Below are 16,146 nucleotides of genomic sequence, written 5' to 3' on the forward strand. Positions count from 1 at the left end.
CCCTGTCCGTACCCCGCTGTCCGGCGGGGGAGCGTCAGGCGGTGGGGGCGACCTGGGCGATCGCGAGCCGGGCGACGAGCTCGACGTGCTGCGCCATGTCCCTGGACGGGTCGAACAGCCACTGGATCTGCATGCCGTCGGACACGGCGAGCAGCACGCTCGTCAGCTCCTCGGCATCGACGTCGGCGCGGAGCCGGCCGTCCTGCTGCATGGTGCGGAAGTCGGCGGACAGGTCGCGACGGCTGCGCTCGTAGCGCTCCTGGAAGTACGCGTGGGCCGGGTGCTCGGGGTCGGTCGCAGCGGCCGCGGAGAGGTTGACGAACATCTGCACCAGGCCGGGGACCTCGGCGTTGTGCCGGACGATCGCGGCGAGCAGGGCGGCCGGGTCCGGTGCCTGCCAGTCGTGCTGCAGGTCCATCTCGTCGCGTCGTCGCAGGATCTTGACCCAGAGCTCGTCCTTGGAGTCGAAGTAGTGCAGCAGGCCGGCCTGGGTCAGCCCGACGGCATCGGCGATGTCCTTGATGCTGGTGCGGCGGAACCCCTGCGAGGCGACGAGGTCGAGCGCGACCGTGAGGATCTCCTCGCGCTTCGCGATGCCCTTCGCGTACGAACCCCGTCGTGCCATGGCAGGACTGTACCGCTCGGAGTGCACACGGAAAACCTAGCAGTGCTTGGTTTTGGTGTTACGGTGGCACCAGCCGCCGACGAAGGCGTGCGAGTCACCGATGCAGGTGGCGTCCCTGAGAAGAGGTTGCAGTGGCTGGCGATGCCCTGACCATCAACGACACCCCGACCGCAGTCGCACCCACGCGCGGCCGAGGTGCCCCGCTCATGTACACGCTCGGCATGCCGATCGCGATGCTCGGCCTGTACATCGCGCTGCTGCCGCCGGTGCTGGTCGCCATGGCGCTCAAGGTCGCCGAGATCGCGCCGGACAACCAAGCGGGTGTGCTCGGCCTGGCACTCGGTGTCGGCGCGTTCGCCGCGATGGTCGCCAACCCCCTGGCCGGTCGCTTCAGCGATCGGACTGCCGGGAGGCTCGGCATGCGTCGTCCGTGGATCATCGGTGGCACCGTGGTCGGCTTCGCGGGCCTCGTGGTCGTCGCGACGACCACCTCGACCGTCGTGCTGGTGATCGCGTGGGGCGTCACGCAGGTCGCCTACAACGCCACGATCGCCGCCCTGACCGCGGTCCTGCCGGACCACGTCACGCGGTCCCAGCGCGGCCGGGTCGCGGCGCTGCTCGGGCTCTCCCAGAACCTCGCGCTCGTCGGCGGCACGTTCCTCGTGCAGCTCTTCTCGACCTCGGCGACGCAGATGATCATCCCCGGTGCGATCGGGTCGATCGTCGTCGTGCTCTACGCGCTCGTGTTCCGCGACCGCGTGCTCACCAACCGGCCGACGTCGAAGCTCAGCGTCGGGCAGGTCTTCGGCTCGTTCGTCTTCAACCCCGTGAAGCACCCGGACCTCGGCTGGGCCTGGCTCACCCGGTTCCTGATGGTCGCTGCGCAGTACACCGCGGTGAGCTACCTGACGTACTTCCTGCGGGACGACATCGGCGTGGACCCGGACCACGTCGCGAACGCGGTGTTCCAGGGCACGCTGTGGAACGTCGTCGGCATCGTCCTCACCTCGCTCATCGCCGGCTGGCTGTCGGACAAGCTCGGCCGCCGCAAGCTGTTCGTCGCGATCGCGGGCATCGTCGGCGTGGTCGGGCTCGTGATCATCGCGCTCGCGCCGTCGCTCGGCACGGTCCTGGTCGGCGAGTTCGTGATGGGTGCCGGCATGGGCGTCTTCTACGCCGTCGACCTGGCGCTCATCACCGACGTGCTGCCGTCCGACGAGGACAACGCGAAGGACCTCGGCGTCGTCAACATCGCGCAGGCCCTGCCCCAGTCGATCGTGCCCGCTGCGGCCCCCGGCGTCATCGCCCTGACCGGCGGGTACAGCGGCTTCTTCATCACCGGCGCCGTCGTCGGACTGCTCGGCATCGTCTCGGTGTCCCGCATCCGCGGCGTGCGCTGACCACGTTTCCCCAGGCTCTGAACGAAAGGACCGACCACCGTGACTACCGTGAACGACGTGACACCTGCCTCCAGTACGGCCGAGCGCATCGACGCGCTCGTCGACCAACTGACCACCGACGAGAAGGTGCAGCTCCTGACCGGGCGCGACTTCTGGACCACCTGGCCCATCGAGAAGATCGGGCTGCGCCGGATCCTGATGTCGGACGGCCCATCGGGCGTCCGTGGTGAGGTCTGGGACGAACGCGACCCGTCGCTGAACCTGCCCTCGGCGACCGCCCTGTCGGCGTCGTGGGACCGCGCGATCGCGAAGCGCTACGGCGCCGCAGCAGCCGTCGAGGCACGCCGCAAGGGCGTCGACGTCGTCCTCGGCCCGACCATCAACCTGCACCGCTCGCCGCTCGGCGGCCGGCACTTCGAGGCGTTCAGCGAGGACCCGGTCCTGACCGGCGACCTGGCTGCGTCGTACGTCGACGGTGTGCAGGAGAACGGCGTGGCCGCGACCCCGAAGCACTACATCGCGAACGACTACGAGACCGACCGCTTCACCGCGTCGACCGAGGTCTCCGACCGGGCGCTGCGCGAGCTGTACCTGCTCGCGTTCGAGAAGGCCGTGACCGAGGCGCACGCCTGGGCGATCATGTCGTCGTACAACTCGATCAACGGCGTCACCGCGTCGGAGCACGACCTGCTCGAGACGCCGCTGAGCTCGGAGTGGGGCTTCGACGGCATCGTCGTGTCCGACTGGACCGGCGTGCGTTCGGTCGACTCGGCGAAGGCGTCCCAGGACGTCGCGATGCCCGGGCCGAACCAGTGGTGGAGCGAGGGACCGCTGCTCGCCGCCGTGCAGTCCTGTGCCGTGCCGATCGAGGCGATCGACCGCAAGGTCCGCCGCATCCTGACCCTGGCCGCCCGCGTCGGCGCACTCGAGGGCTTCGAGCCCGTGGCCGCACAGCCGGTGCACGTCGAGGACGGCGTCGCCTTCGTGCGCGAGGCCGAGGCCGAGGGCACCGTCCTCGTCCGCAACACCGGCGTGCTGCCGCTCGACGCGCCCGCCGTCTCCCGCATCGCGGTCATCGGTCACAACGCCGACCAGGCCCGCACGCAAGGTGGTGGCTCGGCCACGGTCGTGCCGTCGCAGGTCGTGTCGCCGCTCGACGGGATCCGTTCGGCGTTCCCGGGCGCCACGATCGACTACGCGATCGGTGCCGTCGTGCAGGAGGGCATCGCGGAGTTCCCGCTGTCCACCATCACGAACCCCGGCACCGGCGAGCCCGGCGCCCGCGTCGCCTTCGTCAAGGACGGCGAGGAGCTGTACGTCGAGGACCGGCGCGCCACGGCGCTGTTCTGGTTCGGCGGCGACGCCCCCACGCGCGAGGCCGACCGGCTCGACATCACCACGACCTACACCGCGCCGTCCACCGGCACCGTGCGGATCGGCATCGGTGCGGCCGGCCGGTCGCGGATGTGGATCGACGGCGAGCTCGTCCTCGACGAGGACGTGCCCTTCGAGGGGGACCAGCTCGGCGCGGCCTTCCTCAACCCGCCGGCACGTTCGGTGCCCGTGTCGGTGACGTCCGGGCGGCAGGTCGCGATTCGCATCGAGTACGACGTCATCCAGGACGAGACCCTCGGCGGCGTGCTCGCGTACCAGTTCGGCACCGAGCCGTCCGACGAGGACCCGTCGGTGCTCATCGATGCCGCAGTCGAGGCTGCCCGCACGGCAGACGTCGCCGTGGTGGTCGTCGGCACGAACTCGAAGGTCGAGTCCGAAGGGTACGACCGCTCGTCGCTCGCGCTGCCCGGCCACCAGGACGACCTGGTGCGTGCGGTCGTGGCGGCGAACCCGAACACGGTCGTCGTCGTGAACGCCGGCTCGCCCGTGGAGATGCCGTGGCGGAACGACGTCGCCGCGGTCCTGCTCACCTGGTTCGGTGGGCAGGAGTACGGCAACGCGCTCGCCGACGTCCTGACCGGCGCGCAGGAGCCCGGCGGCCGTCTGCCCACCACCTGGCCGGTCGCGATGGCGGACGTGCCCGTGCTCGACGTCACCCCGGTCGACGGCAAGGTTTCGTACGACGAGGGTGTCCACATCGGGTACCGCGCCTGGCTCCGTGCCGGCACCACGCCGGCGTACCCGTTCGGGCACGGCCTCGGCTACACCACGTGGAGCATCGACGGCGTGGTCGCGACGCCGACCGTGTCCGAGGGCGACGCGGTCATCGTCACGGCGACGGTCGCGAACACCGGGCAGCGTGCCGGCAAGCACGTCGTGCAGGTCTACGCCTCGCGGGAGTCGTCGGCGGTGGACCGTCCGGCGCGGTGGCTCGTCGGGTTCGCCCCGGTCCGCCTCGGCGCGGGGGAGTCCACCGAGGTCTCGATCGAGGTGCCGGCCCGCGCGTTCGCGCACTGGGACGGGGCCTGGCAGTACGAGCCCGGCACCTTCACGCTGCACGTCGGGGCCTCGGTCACCGACGAGTCCGGGAGCGCGGCCCTCGAACTGGAGTGACCAGTTCGTCCGGTTTCCGCGCGCCGACGACGCCTGTTGAGTAACATCGACGTGCGCCAGTCGGCTGGTTACCGTCGGCGCACGCACCGACTACGGGGTCGCTGGTTGTGCGACTCAGCCTCCTGATCCGGCTGACGATGCCCCAGCTTCCCCGGTGCGTCCAGAATGCGTCCCCGCGTCCGCGCGGGGGCGCATTCGTTCGTCCAGACCGTTTCCGTCCTGGAAGGGGTTCGGCGAACCGGTTGACGGACTTCGTGCGATCCGGGCAAAACGGGTGACGGATGATCAACTTTCTCGCCCTGAGGGCGCAACTCAGTGTGACAAACCGCTCGGTAGGTGGAACGATGGTCCCACCATCCCGTGCGGATCAGGGACGAGATGGTCATCCGGCAGGGCTCTCGAGCATCACCGACTCGATCTGAGCCCCGCCGGGTGTCCTGATCCGCTCTCAGACCCGGAGTGCCGGCGCGATCTCCTCGGCGACGATGCGCAGGATCCGCTCGTGGGCGGCCACGTCGCCGTTCGCGGGCAGGGTGATCACGAGTTCGTCCGTCGCGGTGACGGCGGGGTCGGCGAGCAGTGCGTCGACGATGGCGGCCGGCTCGCCGGACAGGACCTTGCTGAACCGGAACGGCGGGCCGGAGAGCGGTCGGCCCTCGTCGTCCATGCCCGAGGCGTACCCGGTCAGGAACTCCTCGTGGACCGCGCGGTCGTGGTCGTCGAGCAACGGTACGACGATGCGGCCGACGGCGACCTTCGACGGACGGCCGGTCCCGCCGTGCAGCTCGGTGAACCGCTCCCGGTACGCGGCGATCTGGTCGGCCTGCGCCTGGGTGAAGGGTGCACCGGTGTCCTCGGTGTTCAGGGTCGAGCAGTGCAGGAGCAGCCCCTTCTCGGCCGTGCGCACCGCCGTGCCCACGCTCCCGCCGCCCCACCACACGCGGTCGCGCAGGCCGGGGCTGAGCGGCTGCAGGGTCAGGTCCGCACCGGCCGGGATGCTCTCGTAGCCAGAGCCGGCGCTGCCGAGTGCGTCGCCGTCGAGCACCTCGAGCAGTCGGGAAGCCCGGGCCTCGGCCTCGTCGCGGAACGAGCGGTCGACGGCGCCGAACACCGGGTCCAGGATCGGCCCGTACCCGGCGATGCCCGTGCTGATGCCGAGCTGCACGCGGCCGCCGCTCAGCAGGTCGACCGTGCTGGCGTCCTCGGCGAGGCGCACCGGGTCCTCGTAGCGCATGCCGAGCACCGCGGTGCCGAAGGCGATGGTGCTGGTTCGCTGGGCCGCGGCGGCGAAGAACGTCATCGGGCTCGTCAGGAAGGGCTCGAAGTGGCGGCCACGGACCCAGCCCGTGCCGTAGCCCAGGGTCTCGGCCGTCTCGAACAGCCGGAGACCGTCCTGCAGGGCGCTCGCCGCACCCGCAGTGCCGCCGTGGTTCGGGACGAAGGTGAGGAAGCCGAGTTCGCGCATGACGCGAGTCTATGCGCGCGTATGGAGCCGGGCCTCCCGGTCGACCGGGCCGACCACCTCGTCACCGCAGCCTGGGAGGATGGGGCCATGACCGACGTCACCACCGTGCCCCCGCTCGTCGCCGCGATCCCGGCGGCGGTGGACGGCGTCGTCGACGCCGACGAGGTCTACGAGGCCTTCGCCGCCTGGGCAGCCGAGGGCGGCCGGCCGCTGTACCCGGCACAGGACGAAGCGGTCATCGAGCTCGTGTCCGGTGCGAACGTCGTGCTGAGCACCCCGACCGGCACCGGCAAGTCGCTCGTCGCGGCCGGCGCGCACTTCGCCGCGCTCGCCGAGGGCAAACGGAGCTACTACACGGCACCGATCAAGGCGCTCGTCTCCGAGAAGTTCTTCCAGCTGGTCGAGCTGTTCGGCGCGCAGAACGTCGGCATGGTCACCGGCGACTCCAGCGTGAACGGCGATGCCCCCATCGTCTGCTGCACGGCCGAGATCCTGGCGAACCTCGCCCTGCGGGAGGGACCTGACGCCGACGTCGACGTCGTGGTGATGGACGAGTTCCACTTCTACGGCGACCCCGACCGCGGCTGGGCGTGGCAGGTGCCGCTGCTCGTGCTCGAGCGCGCGCAGTTCCTGCTGATGTCCGCCACCCTCGGCGACGTCACCACCATCGCCGACGACCTGTCACGGCGCACCGGCCGACCCACCGCCCGCGTGACCGGGGTCAGCCGACCGGTGCCGCTCGAGTACGAGTACGTGATGACGCCCGTGCAGGAGACCGTCGAACGGCTGCTGGAGGAGGGCAAGGCGCCGATCTACATCGTGCACTTCGCCCAGGCGGCCGCGCTCGAACGGGCGCAGTCGCTGATGTCGGCGAAGGTCGCTGATCGGGCGCGCCGAGACCAGATCGCGGAGGCGATCGCGGGCTTCCGGTTCAGCGCCGGGTTCGGACAGACCCTGTCCCGCCTGATCCGCGCCGGCATCGGCGTCCACCACGCCGGCATGCTGCCCAAGTACCGACGGCTCGTCGAGCAGCTCGCACAGCGCGGACTGCTGCCCGTCATCTGCGGCACCGACACCCTGGGCGTCGGCATCAACGTGCCGATCCGGTCCGTGCTGTTCACCGGACTGACGAAGTTCGACGGCACGAAGATGCGGCAGCTGTCGGCACGTGAGTTCCACCAGATCGCCGGCCGTGCCGGACGTGCCGGGTACGACACCGAGGGTGACGTCGTCGCCGAGGCCCCCGAGCACGACATCGAGAACGCCCGCGCGGTCGCCAAGGCCGGTGACGACCAGAAGAAGAAGAGCAAGATCAAGCGGAAGAAGGCGCCGGAGGGGTTCGTGTCCTGGGGACAGGCCTCGTTCGACCGGCTCATCGGCGCCGAACCGGAGCCGATGGTCTCGCGGATGCGCATCACGCACGCGATGGTGCTCTCGGTGGTGGCCCGCGGTGGTTCGGCGTTCGACGAGGTGCGCTCGCTGGTGTTCGACAACCACGAACCCCGTGCGCGGCAGCTCGCGATGGCCCGGCGGGCACTCGTCATCGCCCGGACCCTCATCAACGCGCAGGTCATCGAGCGGGTGCCGGGGCCTCCGGTCTCCTACCGGCTCACCGTCGACCTGCAGTCGAACTTCGCCCTCAACCAGCCCCTGTCCCCGTTCGCGCTCGCCGCGTTCGAGCTGCTCGATCCTGCTTCTCCCACCTACGCGCTGGACATGGTCTCGATCGTCGAGGCGACACTGGACGACCCGCGGGCGATCCTGTCGCAGCAGCAGTTCAAGGAGCGCGGCGAAGAGGTCGCCCGCATGAAGCGCGAGGGCATCGAGTACGAGGAGCGGATGGAGCTGCTGGAAGAGGTCACCTGGCCTCGCCCGCTGTCCGAGCTGTTGGAGGCGGCGTACGAGGCGTACGCGGCGGAACAGCCCTGGGTCCTCGACTTCGCGCTCTCGCCGAAGGCCGTCGTCCGTGACATGTACGAACGCGCGATGACCTTCGGCGACTTCGTGCGGTTCTACCAGCTCACCCGGTCCGAGGGGCTCGTGCTCCGGTACCTGTCCGACGCCTACCGGACCATGCGGCAGACCATCACCGAGGAGCGGCGGAACCAGGAGCTGGACGACCTGATCGAGTGGCTCGGCGAGGTCGTCCGGCAGACCGACTCCTCGCTCGTCGATGAGTGGGAAGCGCTGCTCAACGGTGACGTGCTGCTCGCCCTCGCCGAGGAGCAGGAGATCGCGCCGCCGCAGCCGGCACGGCTCACCGGGAACGTGCGGGCCTTCACCGTGCTCGTGCGGAACGCGCTGTTCCAGCGGGTGCTGCTCGCCGCACGCGACGACGTCGACGGGCTCGGGGCGCTCGACGCCGCTGCCGGGTTCGACGGCGACGCGTGGGACGCGGTGCTCGAGGAGTACTACGAGGAGCACGACACCATCGGCACCGACGCCGAGGCGCGGTCCATGTCCTACCTGGTGCTCGACCAGGCGGGCGCGACGGGTGTGGGTGCTGGTGCTGGGGCGTCGAGCCCGTCGCGTGTTTGGCGCGTTCGGCAGATCTTCGCGGACCCGTCGGGTGACAAGGACTTCGGGTTCTCGGCGACGATCGACCTCGACGCCTCGGACGAAGCCGGCGAGGCCGTGGTCCGGGTCACCGAGATCGGTCGGTTCGACGGGTGGGCCGACGTGGACGTGGACTGATGCCGCGCGGTGCTGGCTCGTTCGTCGTGCGAGCGCTCGGTGCGGACGACGTCGACGCGCTGCAGGTGCTGCTCGAGACCGTGCCGGGCTACGCCGAGCGGATCACCGGGTACCCGCCGGGGCCGTCCGACGCGCTGAGTGCACTCGTGTCGGTGCCGGACGGCTTCGACCCCGTGGGCAAGCACGGGATCGGTCTGTGGGACGGCGACTCGCTCGTGGCGTTCGCGGACGTGCTGCTCGGGTACCCGGCGCCGACCACGGCGTACATCGGACTGCTCGTGGTCCGCGGCGATCGGCAGGGGTCCGGCCTCGGTCGGGTCCTGCACGAGTCCCTCGTGTCCCTGGCAGCCGACGCCGGCGCCGACCGCCTGCGACTGGGGATCGTGGCGACGAACGCGGCCAGTGCCGAGCCGTTCTGGCGGGCGCTCGGGTACGCGCCGACGGGGGAGCGGAAGCCGTACCGGTACGACGGGCTCGAGAGCACGGTGGCGCTCTGGGAGCGGGCGGTCTGATCCTCGTGGGTCAGCGACCGACGAGGCCCTTGGCCACGAGGCTCCGAGCCGCCGCCACGATCGCCTCGTGGGGATCACGAGGTGTCCAGCCGAGCACGGTGCGGGCTCGCTCGTTCGAGGTGCGCTTGGCGGAGCCGAGGTCGGGCACCATCGCACGGAACTGCGGCTGTGTCTCGGCCGCGGTTCGCACGACGTCGTCGGGCAGCGTCTGCGTCGGGACCGCGTGTGCGTCGTCACCGAGGTGCTCGCGCAGGGTGGCGGCGATCTCGGCCATCTCGAGCGCCGGACCGTTCGAGAGCAGGAACCGCTTGCCCGCTGCGTCCGGTTCGGTCGTGGCGGTGACGTGCGCCGCGGCGACGTCGCGCACGTCGACGACGGGGATGAACAGTCGCGGCGTCGCGGGCATCGCGCCGGAGAGCATGGTCTGCAGGATGTGGTTCGCGCCGGACACCGTGTGTCCCATCGCAGGTCCCATCACCGCGACCGGCATCGTCGTGACGAGCTCCGGCGCACCGGGCTCGGACGCGACGAAGTCCCAGGCGGCCCGTTCGGCGAGGGTCTTGCTCGTGCCGTAGGCGTCGACCCCGGGCCCGTCGAGCACGGTCCAGTCGGCCTCGGTGAACACGTGATCGGTGTGCGGATGGCCCCAGCTGACCGCGTGGAAGGCCGAGGTCAGCACGACGCGATCGACTCCGGCAGCGTGTGCGGCGCGCAGCACCCGCAGCGTCCCCTCCACGGCCGGACGGATCACCGAGTCCTCGTCCTCGACGTGGCCGGGCATCACCGGCGAGGCGACGTGGTGCACGATGTCGATGTCCGCGACCGCCTGAGACCATCCGTCATCGGACGTCAGGTCGGTGGCGACGAACTCCAGCCGGTCGTCGGCGGTCAGGCCGGCTTCGGCGAGGACCGCACGGACCGTGGGTTCACGGTCGAGGGACCGGATCGTGGTGCGGACGCGGTGTCCGGCGTCGAGCAGCTGCAGGATCAGGTGGCCGGCGATGAAGCCGGAGCCGCCGGTGACCAGGACGTGTTCGGTGTTCTCCATGCGTCCAGCATCGCCAGCAGTCCCGACGCGGACCAGTGCCTCGGTGTTCCTGGGTCTCCGAGACCCAGGCTGACCGAGGGCGGACGCGCTGGCCCGAGACTCGCGGTGAGCGACGGTTCTCGGGCGCGCGGCCGCGAGATCAGTCGCTCAGGCCGAGACTCGGCCACCGGCCAGGGGTGGCCGCGTCAGAAGAGCGTGGCCGGCGGGGTCGCCTCGGGCAGTGCGGACGGCTCGGTGACCTCGACTCCGGGCCAGCCCGGACCGTGCGGCACGTCGGTGTGGTTCTGGTACGCGGTGGCGGCACCACGGGCGCGGACGTCGGCGGCCTCGTTCATCTCGTGGCCGACGTGCCCGCGGACCCACTCGAACGTGACCTTGCGGCCCTGCAGCTCGGCGTCGAGCTCCTTGATGATCTCGACGTTCATGACCGGCTTGCCGTCGGCCTTGCGCCAGTTCTTCCGCTTCCAGCCAGCCAGCCACTCGGTGCAGGCCTTGATGGCGTACTGGCTGTCGCACAGGATGTGCAGCGGCTCGCCGGTGTCCTTCGTCGCGCGGAGCAACTGGAGGACGGCGGTGAGCTCGCCGATGTTGTTCGTCGCGCGCGGCCAGCCACCGGCGGCCCAGCGGTCGTCGTCGACGTACCAGGCCCAACCGGCGGGGCCGGGGTTGCCGAGGGCTGAGCCGTCTGCTGCGGCGACGATCGTCACGAAGGGACCTCCTGGTCGGGGCTGGTGCCCGTCGAGCGTAACGGACGGTCGAGCACCGTCCGTGCCGAGGTCATCGGCGCGCGGGATCGAGGTTCAGCGTGCTGCCCTCGAGCAACCAGTCGTCGGCGCGGGTCTCCAGGTACGGGTTGAGCCACTGCACCTCGGCCGGCGTGATGCCGAACCGCTGCGCGACGGTGGTCAGCTCGTCGCCGTGTGCCACCAGGTAGTCGGCCGGGCTGCCGTCGGAGTCCGTCACGATGCCGTACGCCCCCGGTCGGTCCTTGCCCACGGTGACGCGCAGGTCGGGGTAGGGGTTCGGGATCTTCCAGTCCAGGGCGCTGGCGGCCAGCACCGATCCCACCCACGGGCGCATCGACGGGTCTTCGTCCGGCACCGAGGCAGGGACGAGGACGACACTCTGCAAGTAGTCCGGTCGTGCACCGGCGTCGTGCATGACCACGGTCTTCGGCGGCCCGGAGGCGGCGGTCCACTCGGTCGTGTCCCGCGCCGACGCGTCACCGCCGTCGAGCGGGCTGGCGGTCCGGTGCCGGAACTGCAGGCTCATCTGCTGCGGTTTGGTCGTGCGGTAGTCGGACAGCTGCGCGGTGAACGTACCCATGTCGTTCGCCACGATGCGCACGTGGATGCTCGTGTCACCGCTCGGGGATGTGATGTCGGTCTCCGCCGCGACCGTGCCCGTGGGCAGGACCTGCTCGACCTCGTCCGCGTTGCCGCCGACCTGCTCGGTCGTGAGCGTCGGATCGGGGATCGGCTCCGCGGTGCGCTCGGTGGCCTGTCGGGTCGGCTTCGGCAGGGTGCCGTCCCCGCCGAACGCCGTGCAGCCCGTCAGCAGCAGCCCCACCATCGCCGTGCCGATCACCGCGCTCGCCGCGGTTCGCATCCGTGTCATCGTTCCCCCACGGCAGGAGCGTACCGCCGGGGTCCAGCCCGATCGATGGTCGTGACCGAACTGGTACTCGGGGCACACGGACTACCGTCCGGGACATGAGCGACAGCATCCCGGAGACGCCGGAACCCGACTCGACCGACACCGCGTACAGCCCGTCGAGCGAGCGGGAGACCGAAGCGTCGCAGACGAACCAGCGCAGCGACGCCGAGCTCGAGGCGGACGGCATCGACACGTCCAAGATCACCGCCGCACCGGGAACGGGCGGCGCGGACGACGCCGGCGACGTCGAGCCCGCACCGGGCGACCTGCACCTGCCGTGGCAGTCGGAGGAGGACCGCCGGGGCTAGCCGGACACCCGGTCGAGTTCGCGCACGAGTTCCTCGCCGTCGCGGACGTCCCAGAACGCGAACACCTGCGGTCCGAACAGTCCGTCGAGTCCGGTGTTCGCGTAGATCTTGGCGGTCGCTCCGCCGCCGAAGAACGCCGCCACTCCGCTCGGATCGCCGGTGTTCCACTCCACCGAACAGTGTCGTCGGCCCCTGGTCCAGGTGACGGTACGGTCGGTGCGTCCGACCGGGACCTCGCGGGTGGTGCTCGGCCCGATGATCAGCGCGCGGCGGTCGGTGACGGCGTACACCATCGTGCGCTTGCGGTGGACCTTCACGAAGAAGCGGCCGAACACCAGGTGCAAACCGACGATCGAGAAGACGATCGGGATGATCGCGCCCACGCCGAGGGAGCCGTTGCGCACGATGTCGACCATCGAGAACGCGACGAAGCTGGTCCACAGCAGCGAGAACGGCACGAGGAAGGCGTCTCGCCCCGAGAAGAGCTTCGCCGGGTCGCTCGTGCCGGCCCAGTACAGGTGCTCGTCGGGTCGGAGGTGCTCGCGGGCGGTCTGCTGAGGATCGTTCACTCCGAAGAACCTACGCCGTCACGCACGCTCCGCGTCACGAGACCGAGTCGGGGTGGGAGCCCGTCCGCTGCCCGGACTCGAGTGTCGCGATCGCCGCGAGCTCGTCGTCACCGAGGACGAAGCAGTCGGCCTCGAGGTTCGACCGGATCCGCGACGGCGTCACGGACTTCGGCAGCACCACGACCCCCTGCTGCACGTTCCACCGGACGAGGACCTGCGCGACGCTCACCCCGTGGGCGTCTGCGATGCCGGTCAGGATCGGTTCGTCGATCAGCCGACCGCGACCGAGCGGCGACCAGGCTCCGGTGACGATGTCGTGCTGCTGGTGGAAGGCGATGAGCTCGCGCTGGGGGAGCCACGGGTGCCGCTCGACCTGGTTGAGCGCCGGGACCTCGCCCGTCTCGTCGATGAGCCGCTGGAGGTGCGGCACCTGGAAGTTCGAGACCCCGATGCTCCGTGCCCGGCCGGAGTCGCGCAGTTCGACGAGCGCGCGCCAGGTGTCGACGTAGCGGTCGTTCGCCGCGGCTGGCCAGTGGATCAGGTAGAGGTCGACCGCGTCGAGCCCCAGCCGCTCGAGGCTGCCGTCGAAGGCCCGCAAGGTCGCGTCGCGCCCCTGGTGGTCGTTCCACACCTTGGTCGTCACGAAGACGTCGTCACGGTCGAGCCGGGAGGCCCGGATCGCCTTGCCGACGCCGGTCTCGTTGCCGTACATCTCGGCCGTGTCGACGTGCCGGTAGCCGGAGTCGAGCGCGAGACCGACCGCCGTCTCGGCCTCGGCGTCGTCGACCTTGTAGACGCCGAACCCGATCGCGGGGATCGCGTTGCCATCGCGCAGGGGAAGTGAACCGACCATGCACCCATCCTGCCGGTGCGTGGCGGGCGCGCGTCGGGCCTCCCGGCCATCTGTGGAGAACGCGACCCGCTCGTGGGAAGCACGTTCCTTCCCATACGGGCCGCGATCGCGAACGCAATCGGGCGTACCTGGTCAGAACTTCCGACCAGGTACGCCCGATTCGACCAGGTACGCCGAAAGTCCGCCCCGCTCAGGTCGGCAGGACCACCGGCTCGGTGTCGGGGATGGGGCTGGCGTCACGGCCGCGCAGGTCGGGCAGCCAGCGCTTGGCCCCGAGCGCGACGACGACACCCACCCCGGCCATGACCGCACCGACGGTGAAGCCGCCGATCGAGCCGCTGCTGTCGATCAGGAAGCCGGCGACCGCGGAACCGCCCGCGGCACCGATGAGCTGACCGGTGCCCATCCAGCCGTAGGCCTCGGCGGTGTCGGAGAACTTGACGGTGGCGGAGACCGAGCCGAACATCACCGCGAGTGCCGGCGCGATGCCGATGCCCGCGATGATGAGGGCCAGGCAGAGCCACCAGAAGCTCGTGCCGCCCAGGGCGAGCGCGAGACCGACGAAGACGATCGCCATGCGCGTCCACAGGGTGTTGGGGGAGATCGGACGGTGGCCGAAGGCCAGGCCGCCGAACAGTGAGCCCACCGCGAAGACGGCCAGGACGATGCCGGCGTTCGGACTGCCCTCGCCGAAGACGCTGGTGACGCTGGCCTCGACCGCGGCGCACGCCCCGATGAGCAGCAGACCGGTCAGGGTGGCGACGACGACCGACGGGCGCTTCAGCACCACGCCGAACGCGCGCTTCGAGCGGGGGATGCGGACGCGGCCGAGCTCGGGTGAGGCGATGAACCACGTACCGCCGACCACCAGGAAGACCATCGCGACGACGATCGCCTCGACCGTGCCGACCTGGGTCGCGACGAACGTGGTGATGACCGGGCCGGCGACCCAGATGAGTTCCTGGGCGCTGGCGTCGAGCGAGAACAAGGGAGTGAGTTGCGACGAGGTCACCATCTTGGGGTAGATGGTGCGCACCGCCGGCTGCACGGGCGGGACCGCGAGGCCGCCGAGGAACCCGACCACCACGTAGCCCCAGAGCGGCATGAGGACGAAGCCGATGACCCCCATGCTCAGGAGCGCGACGATGCTCGTCAGGATGAGGACGGGGCGCATGCCCCAGCTGCCCATCCACCGGCTGGTGAGCGGGCCCGCCAGCGCCTGCCCGACACTCGTCGTCGCGAGCACCAGGCCGGCGGCGCCGTAGGAGTGGAAGACGTGCTCGACGTGCAGCAGGTAGGCCAGCGAGAGCATCCCGAACGGGAAGCGCGCGGTGAGCTGTGCAGCGATGACGCGACCCACGCCGGGGGTCTTCAGGAGGGGGCCGTACGTACTCACGAGACGAGTGTACGGACCGGACGGAACGGGGTGTCACCCGTCCGGGGGAGGTGTGGACGAGGTCCTCGTCGACACCGTTCTCAGACACGCCGACGGGAGGTGTCGAGAACTTCCGTCCACAGCTTGTGGAGGACTGTCGGTGGTCGGTGCGAAAGTGGCGGAAAACCGGGCCTCCGGGAATCCACAGTCTGTGGATCGGGTTGTGGAAACTACAGGCGTGTAACACTTTCTCTTGTGGTCGACGGGTCCGCCGGGCACAACATGTAGTAGCGTCGTCCTCAGCACCGCACACGAACTTCGGACCTGGAATCAGGCCCAGAAACCAGGGGAGAACATGGCCGTCACCGTCTACACCAAGCCGTCCTGCGTCCAGTGCACAGCGACGTACCGGGCCCTCGACAACAAGGGCATCGAGTACGAAGTGCACGACGTCTCCACCGACGAGGCAGCCCTCGAGCACGTCAAGAGCCTGGGCTACATGCAGGCCCCCGTCGTCGTCACGGACGACGACCACTGGTCGGGCTTCCGCCCCGACAAGATCGCGACGCTCAGCGCCGAACTGGCGTAGGTCGCCTCCCGTCCTGTGGACGGTCACCCGGTTCCGTTCAGGAGGCCCGGATCACCGCCCGCAAGACACCCTCCGGTCCGCCTGTTCCGCACCTTCACCACAGGAGCGCACCATGAGCCGATTGGTCTACTTCTCGAGCGTGTCCGGGTACACCGCGCGCTTCGTCGAGAAGCTCGGCCGCGACGCGGACCGGATCCCGCTCTACCCGAGCGAACCCTTCCTCCACGTGGACGAGCCCTACGTCCTGTTCCTACCCACCTACGGTGGCGGCAACGGCGAGGGTGCGGTCCCCAAGCAGGTCATCAAGTTCCTCAACGACGCGCACAACCGCTCGCTCATCCGCGGTGTGGTCGTCGGCGGCAACACGAACTTCGGCGAGGCCTACGGCCTGGCAGGGGACGTCATCGCGCGGAAGTGCAACGTCCCCCTTCTCTACAGATTCGAACTCTTCGGGACCCCTGACGACGTGTCGGCGGTCAACTCAGGATTGGATGCATTTTGGACGCAGCAGTTGCAGACGTCGATCTGACGTCGCCGCAGACGG

Annotated in this window: 15 protein-coding genes; 7 read left to right on the top strand and 8 right to left on the bottom strand. The window is 70.1% G+C overall.

The genetic code is table 11. From position 1 onward, the window contains the following. Nucleotides 1-34: 34 nt before the first annotated feature. Entirely contained in the window at nucleotides 35-625 is a 591-nt protein-coding gene (locus OGL88_RS11125) for a TetR/AcrR family transcriptional regulator (RefSeq protein ID WP_263091404.1), read from the bottom strand. 131 nt (nucleotides 626-756) lie between these two features. On the opposite strand from OGL88_RS11125, the gene OGL88_RS11130 reads away from it, so the two are divergent. Both OGL88_RS11130 and OGL88_RS11135 read left to right on the top strand, forming a co-directional pair. After that, the gene (locus OGL88_RS11130) at nucleotides 757-2,025 is read left to right on the top strand and encodes an MFS transporter (RefSeq protein ID WP_263091405.1); all 1,269 of its coding nucleotides are present in this window, start codon (nucleotides 757-759) and stop codon (nucleotides 2,023-2,025) included. 48 nt (nucleotides 2,026-2,073) lie between these two features. Then, nucleotides 2,074-4,533, top strand: coding sequence for a glycoside hydrolase family 3 protein (locus OGL88_RS11135; protein ID WP_263091406.1), 2,460 nt, complete (start codon nucleotides 2,074-2,076; stop codon nucleotides 4,531-4,533). A 448-nt stretch (nucleotides 4,534-4,981) separates the two neighbouring features. Here OGL88_RS11135 and OGL88_RS11140 read toward each other — a convergent pair whose 3' ends face one another. Next, nucleotides 4,982-5,998 (bottom strand): LLM class flavin-dependent oxidoreductase, encoded by a 1,017-nt coding sequence (locus OGL88_RS11140; RefSeq protein ID WP_263091407.1) that lies wholly within the window; start codon nucleotides 5,996-5,998, stop codon nucleotides 4,982-4,984. A gap of 87 nt (nucleotides 5,999-6,085) precedes the next feature. On the opposite strand from OGL88_RS11140, the gene OGL88_RS11145 reads away from it, so the two are divergent. Both OGL88_RS11145 and OGL88_RS11150 read left to right on the top strand, forming a co-directional pair. Then, nucleotides 6,086-8,692: a DEAD/DEAH box helicase gene (locus tag OGL88_RS11145; protein WP_263091408.1), complete on the top strand. Its 2,607-nt coding sequence runs from the start codon at nucleotides 6,086-6,088 to the stop codon at nucleotides 8,690-8,692. Next, nucleotides 8,692-9,204 (top strand): GNAT family N-acetyltransferase, encoded by a 513-nt coding sequence (locus OGL88_RS11150; RefSeq protein ID WP_263091409.1) that lies wholly within the window; start codon nucleotides 8,692-8,694, stop codon nucleotides 9,202-9,204. The genes OGL88_RS11145 and OGL88_RS11150 overlap by 1 nt, the downstream gene beginning before the upstream one ends. Nucleotides 9,205-9,214: 10 nt before the next feature. On the opposite strand, the gene OGL88_RS11155 is transcribed toward OGL88_RS11150, so the two are convergent. The 3 genes from OGL88_RS11155 to OGL88_RS11165 all read right to left on the bottom strand — a co-directional run bounded on the left by OGL88_RS11155 (nucleotide 9,215) and on the right by OGL88_RS11165 (nucleotide 11,860). Further along, nucleotides 9,215-10,252 carry an SDR family oxidoreductase gene (locus OGL88_RS11155; protein ID WP_263091410.1) on the bottom strand — a complete coding sequence of 346 codons (1,038 nt, stop codon included), beginning with the start codon at nucleotides 10,250-10,252 and terminating at the stop codon, nucleotides 9,215-9,217. Nucleotides 10,253-10,437: 185 nt separating this feature from the next. Beyond that, on the bottom strand, nucleotides 10,438-10,959 hold the full coding sequence (locus OGL88_RS11160) for a ribonuclease H family protein (protein ID WP_111086567.1): 522 nt from the start codon (nucleotides 10,957-10,959) through the stop codon (nucleotides 10,438-10,440). Nucleotides 10,960-11,029: 70 nt separating this feature from the next. Further along, a complete protein-coding gene (locus tag OGL88_RS11165; protein WP_263091411.1) occupies nucleotides 11,030-11,860 on the bottom strand; it encodes a hypothetical protein in 831 nt (276 codons plus the stop codon). Between the two features lie 104 nt (nucleotides 11,861-11,964). Here OGL88_RS11165 and OGL88_RS11170 point away from each other — a divergent pair, with 104 nt between their 5' ends. Next, nucleotides 11,965-12,216: a hypothetical protein gene (locus OGL88_RS11170; RefSeq protein WP_205463137.1), complete on the top strand. Its 252-nt coding sequence runs from the start codon at nucleotides 11,965-11,967 to the stop codon at nucleotides 12,214-12,216. On the opposite strand, the gene OGL88_RS11175 is transcribed toward OGL88_RS11170, so the two are convergent. From OGL88_RS11175 to OGL88_RS11185, 3 genes are all read right to left on the bottom strand, one after another. Next, nucleotides 12,213-12,785, bottom strand: coding sequence for a hypothetical protein (locus OGL88_RS11175; protein ID WP_263091412.1), 573 nt, complete (start codon nucleotides 12,783-12,785; stop codon nucleotides 12,213-12,215). The two genes, OGL88_RS11170 and OGL88_RS11175, sit on opposite strands and share 4 nt — an antisense overlap. A 34-nt stretch (nucleotides 12,786-12,819) precedes the next feature. Next, complete coding sequence (locus OGL88_RS11180; RefSeq protein WP_263091413.1) at nucleotides 12,820-13,638, bottom strand: aldo/keto reductase; 819 nt, start codon at nucleotides 13,636-13,638, stop codon at nucleotides 12,820-12,822. A gap of 190 nt (nucleotides 13,639-13,828) precedes the next feature. Beyond that, a complete protein-coding gene (locus OGL88_RS11185; protein WP_263091414.1) occupies nucleotides 13,829-15,034 on the bottom strand; it encodes an MFS transporter in 1,206 nt (401 codons plus the stop codon). Between the two features lie 334 nt (nucleotides 15,035-15,368). Between OGL88_RS11185 and nrdH the strand changes: the two genes are divergently transcribed. Further along, nucleotides 15,369-15,602: a glutaredoxin-like protein NrdH gene (gene nrdH / locus OGL88_RS11190; RefSeq protein WP_017886897.1), complete on the top strand. Its 234-nt coding sequence runs from the start codon at nucleotides 15,369-15,371 to the stop codon at nucleotides 15,600-15,602. 112 nt (nucleotides 15,603-15,714) lie between these two features. Continuing rightward, a complete protein-coding gene (gene nrdI, locus OGL88_RS11195) occupies nucleotides 15,715-16,131 on the top strand; it encodes a class Ib ribonucleoside-diphosphate reductase assembly flavoprotein NrdI (RefSeq protein ID WP_071291227.1) in 417 nt (138 codons plus the stop codon). Nucleotides 16,132-16,146: the final 15 nt, after the last annotated feature.

Source organism: Curtobacterium sp. RIT-PI-V, assembly GCF_025642935.1.
Lineage (GTDB): Bacteria > Actinomycetota > Actinomycetes > Actinomycetales > Microbacteriaceae > Curtobacterium.

Bases quoted from the DNA above. Each gene is read 5' to 3' on its own strand.
- nrdH (WP_017886897.1), top strand. From the start codon at position 15,369: ATGGCCGTCACCGTCTACACCAAGCCGTCCTGCGTCCAGTGCACAGCG.
- nrdI (WP_071291227.1), top strand. From the start codon at position 15,715: ATGAGCCGATTGGTCTACTTCTCGAGCGTGTCCGGGTACACCGCGCGC.
- OGL88_RS11180 (WP_263091413.1), bottom strand. From the start codon at position 13,638: ATGGTCGGTTCACTTCCCCTGCGCGATGGCAACGCGATCCCCGCGATC.
- OGL88_RS11125 (WP_263091404.1), bottom strand. From the start codon at position 625: ATGGCACGACGGGGTTCGTACGCGAAGGGCATCGCGAAGCGCGAGGAG.
- OGL88_RS11170 (WP_205463137.1), top strand. From the start codon at position 11,965: ATGAGCGACAGCATCCCGGAGACGCCGGAACCCGACTCGACCGACACC.
- OGL88_RS11140 (WP_263091407.1), bottom strand. From the start codon at position 5,998: ATGCGCGAACTCGGCTTCCTCACCTTCGTCCCGAACCACGGCGGCACT.
- OGL88_RS11155 (WP_263091410.1), bottom strand. From the start codon at position 10,252: ATGGAGAACACCGAACACGTCCTGGTCACCGGCGGCTCCGGCTTCATC.
- OGL88_RS11165 (WP_263091411.1), bottom strand. From the start codon at position 11,860: ATGCGAACCGCGGCGAGCGCGGTGATCGGCACGGCGATGGTGGGGCTG.
- OGL88_RS11145 (WP_263091408.1), top strand. From the start codon at position 6,086: ATGACCGACGTCACCACCGTGCCCCCGCTCGTCGCCGCGATCCCGGCG.
- OGL88_RS11150 (WP_263091409.1), top strand. From the start codon at position 8,692: ATGCCGCGCGGTGCTGGCTCGTTCGTCGTGCGAGCGCTCGGTGCGGAC.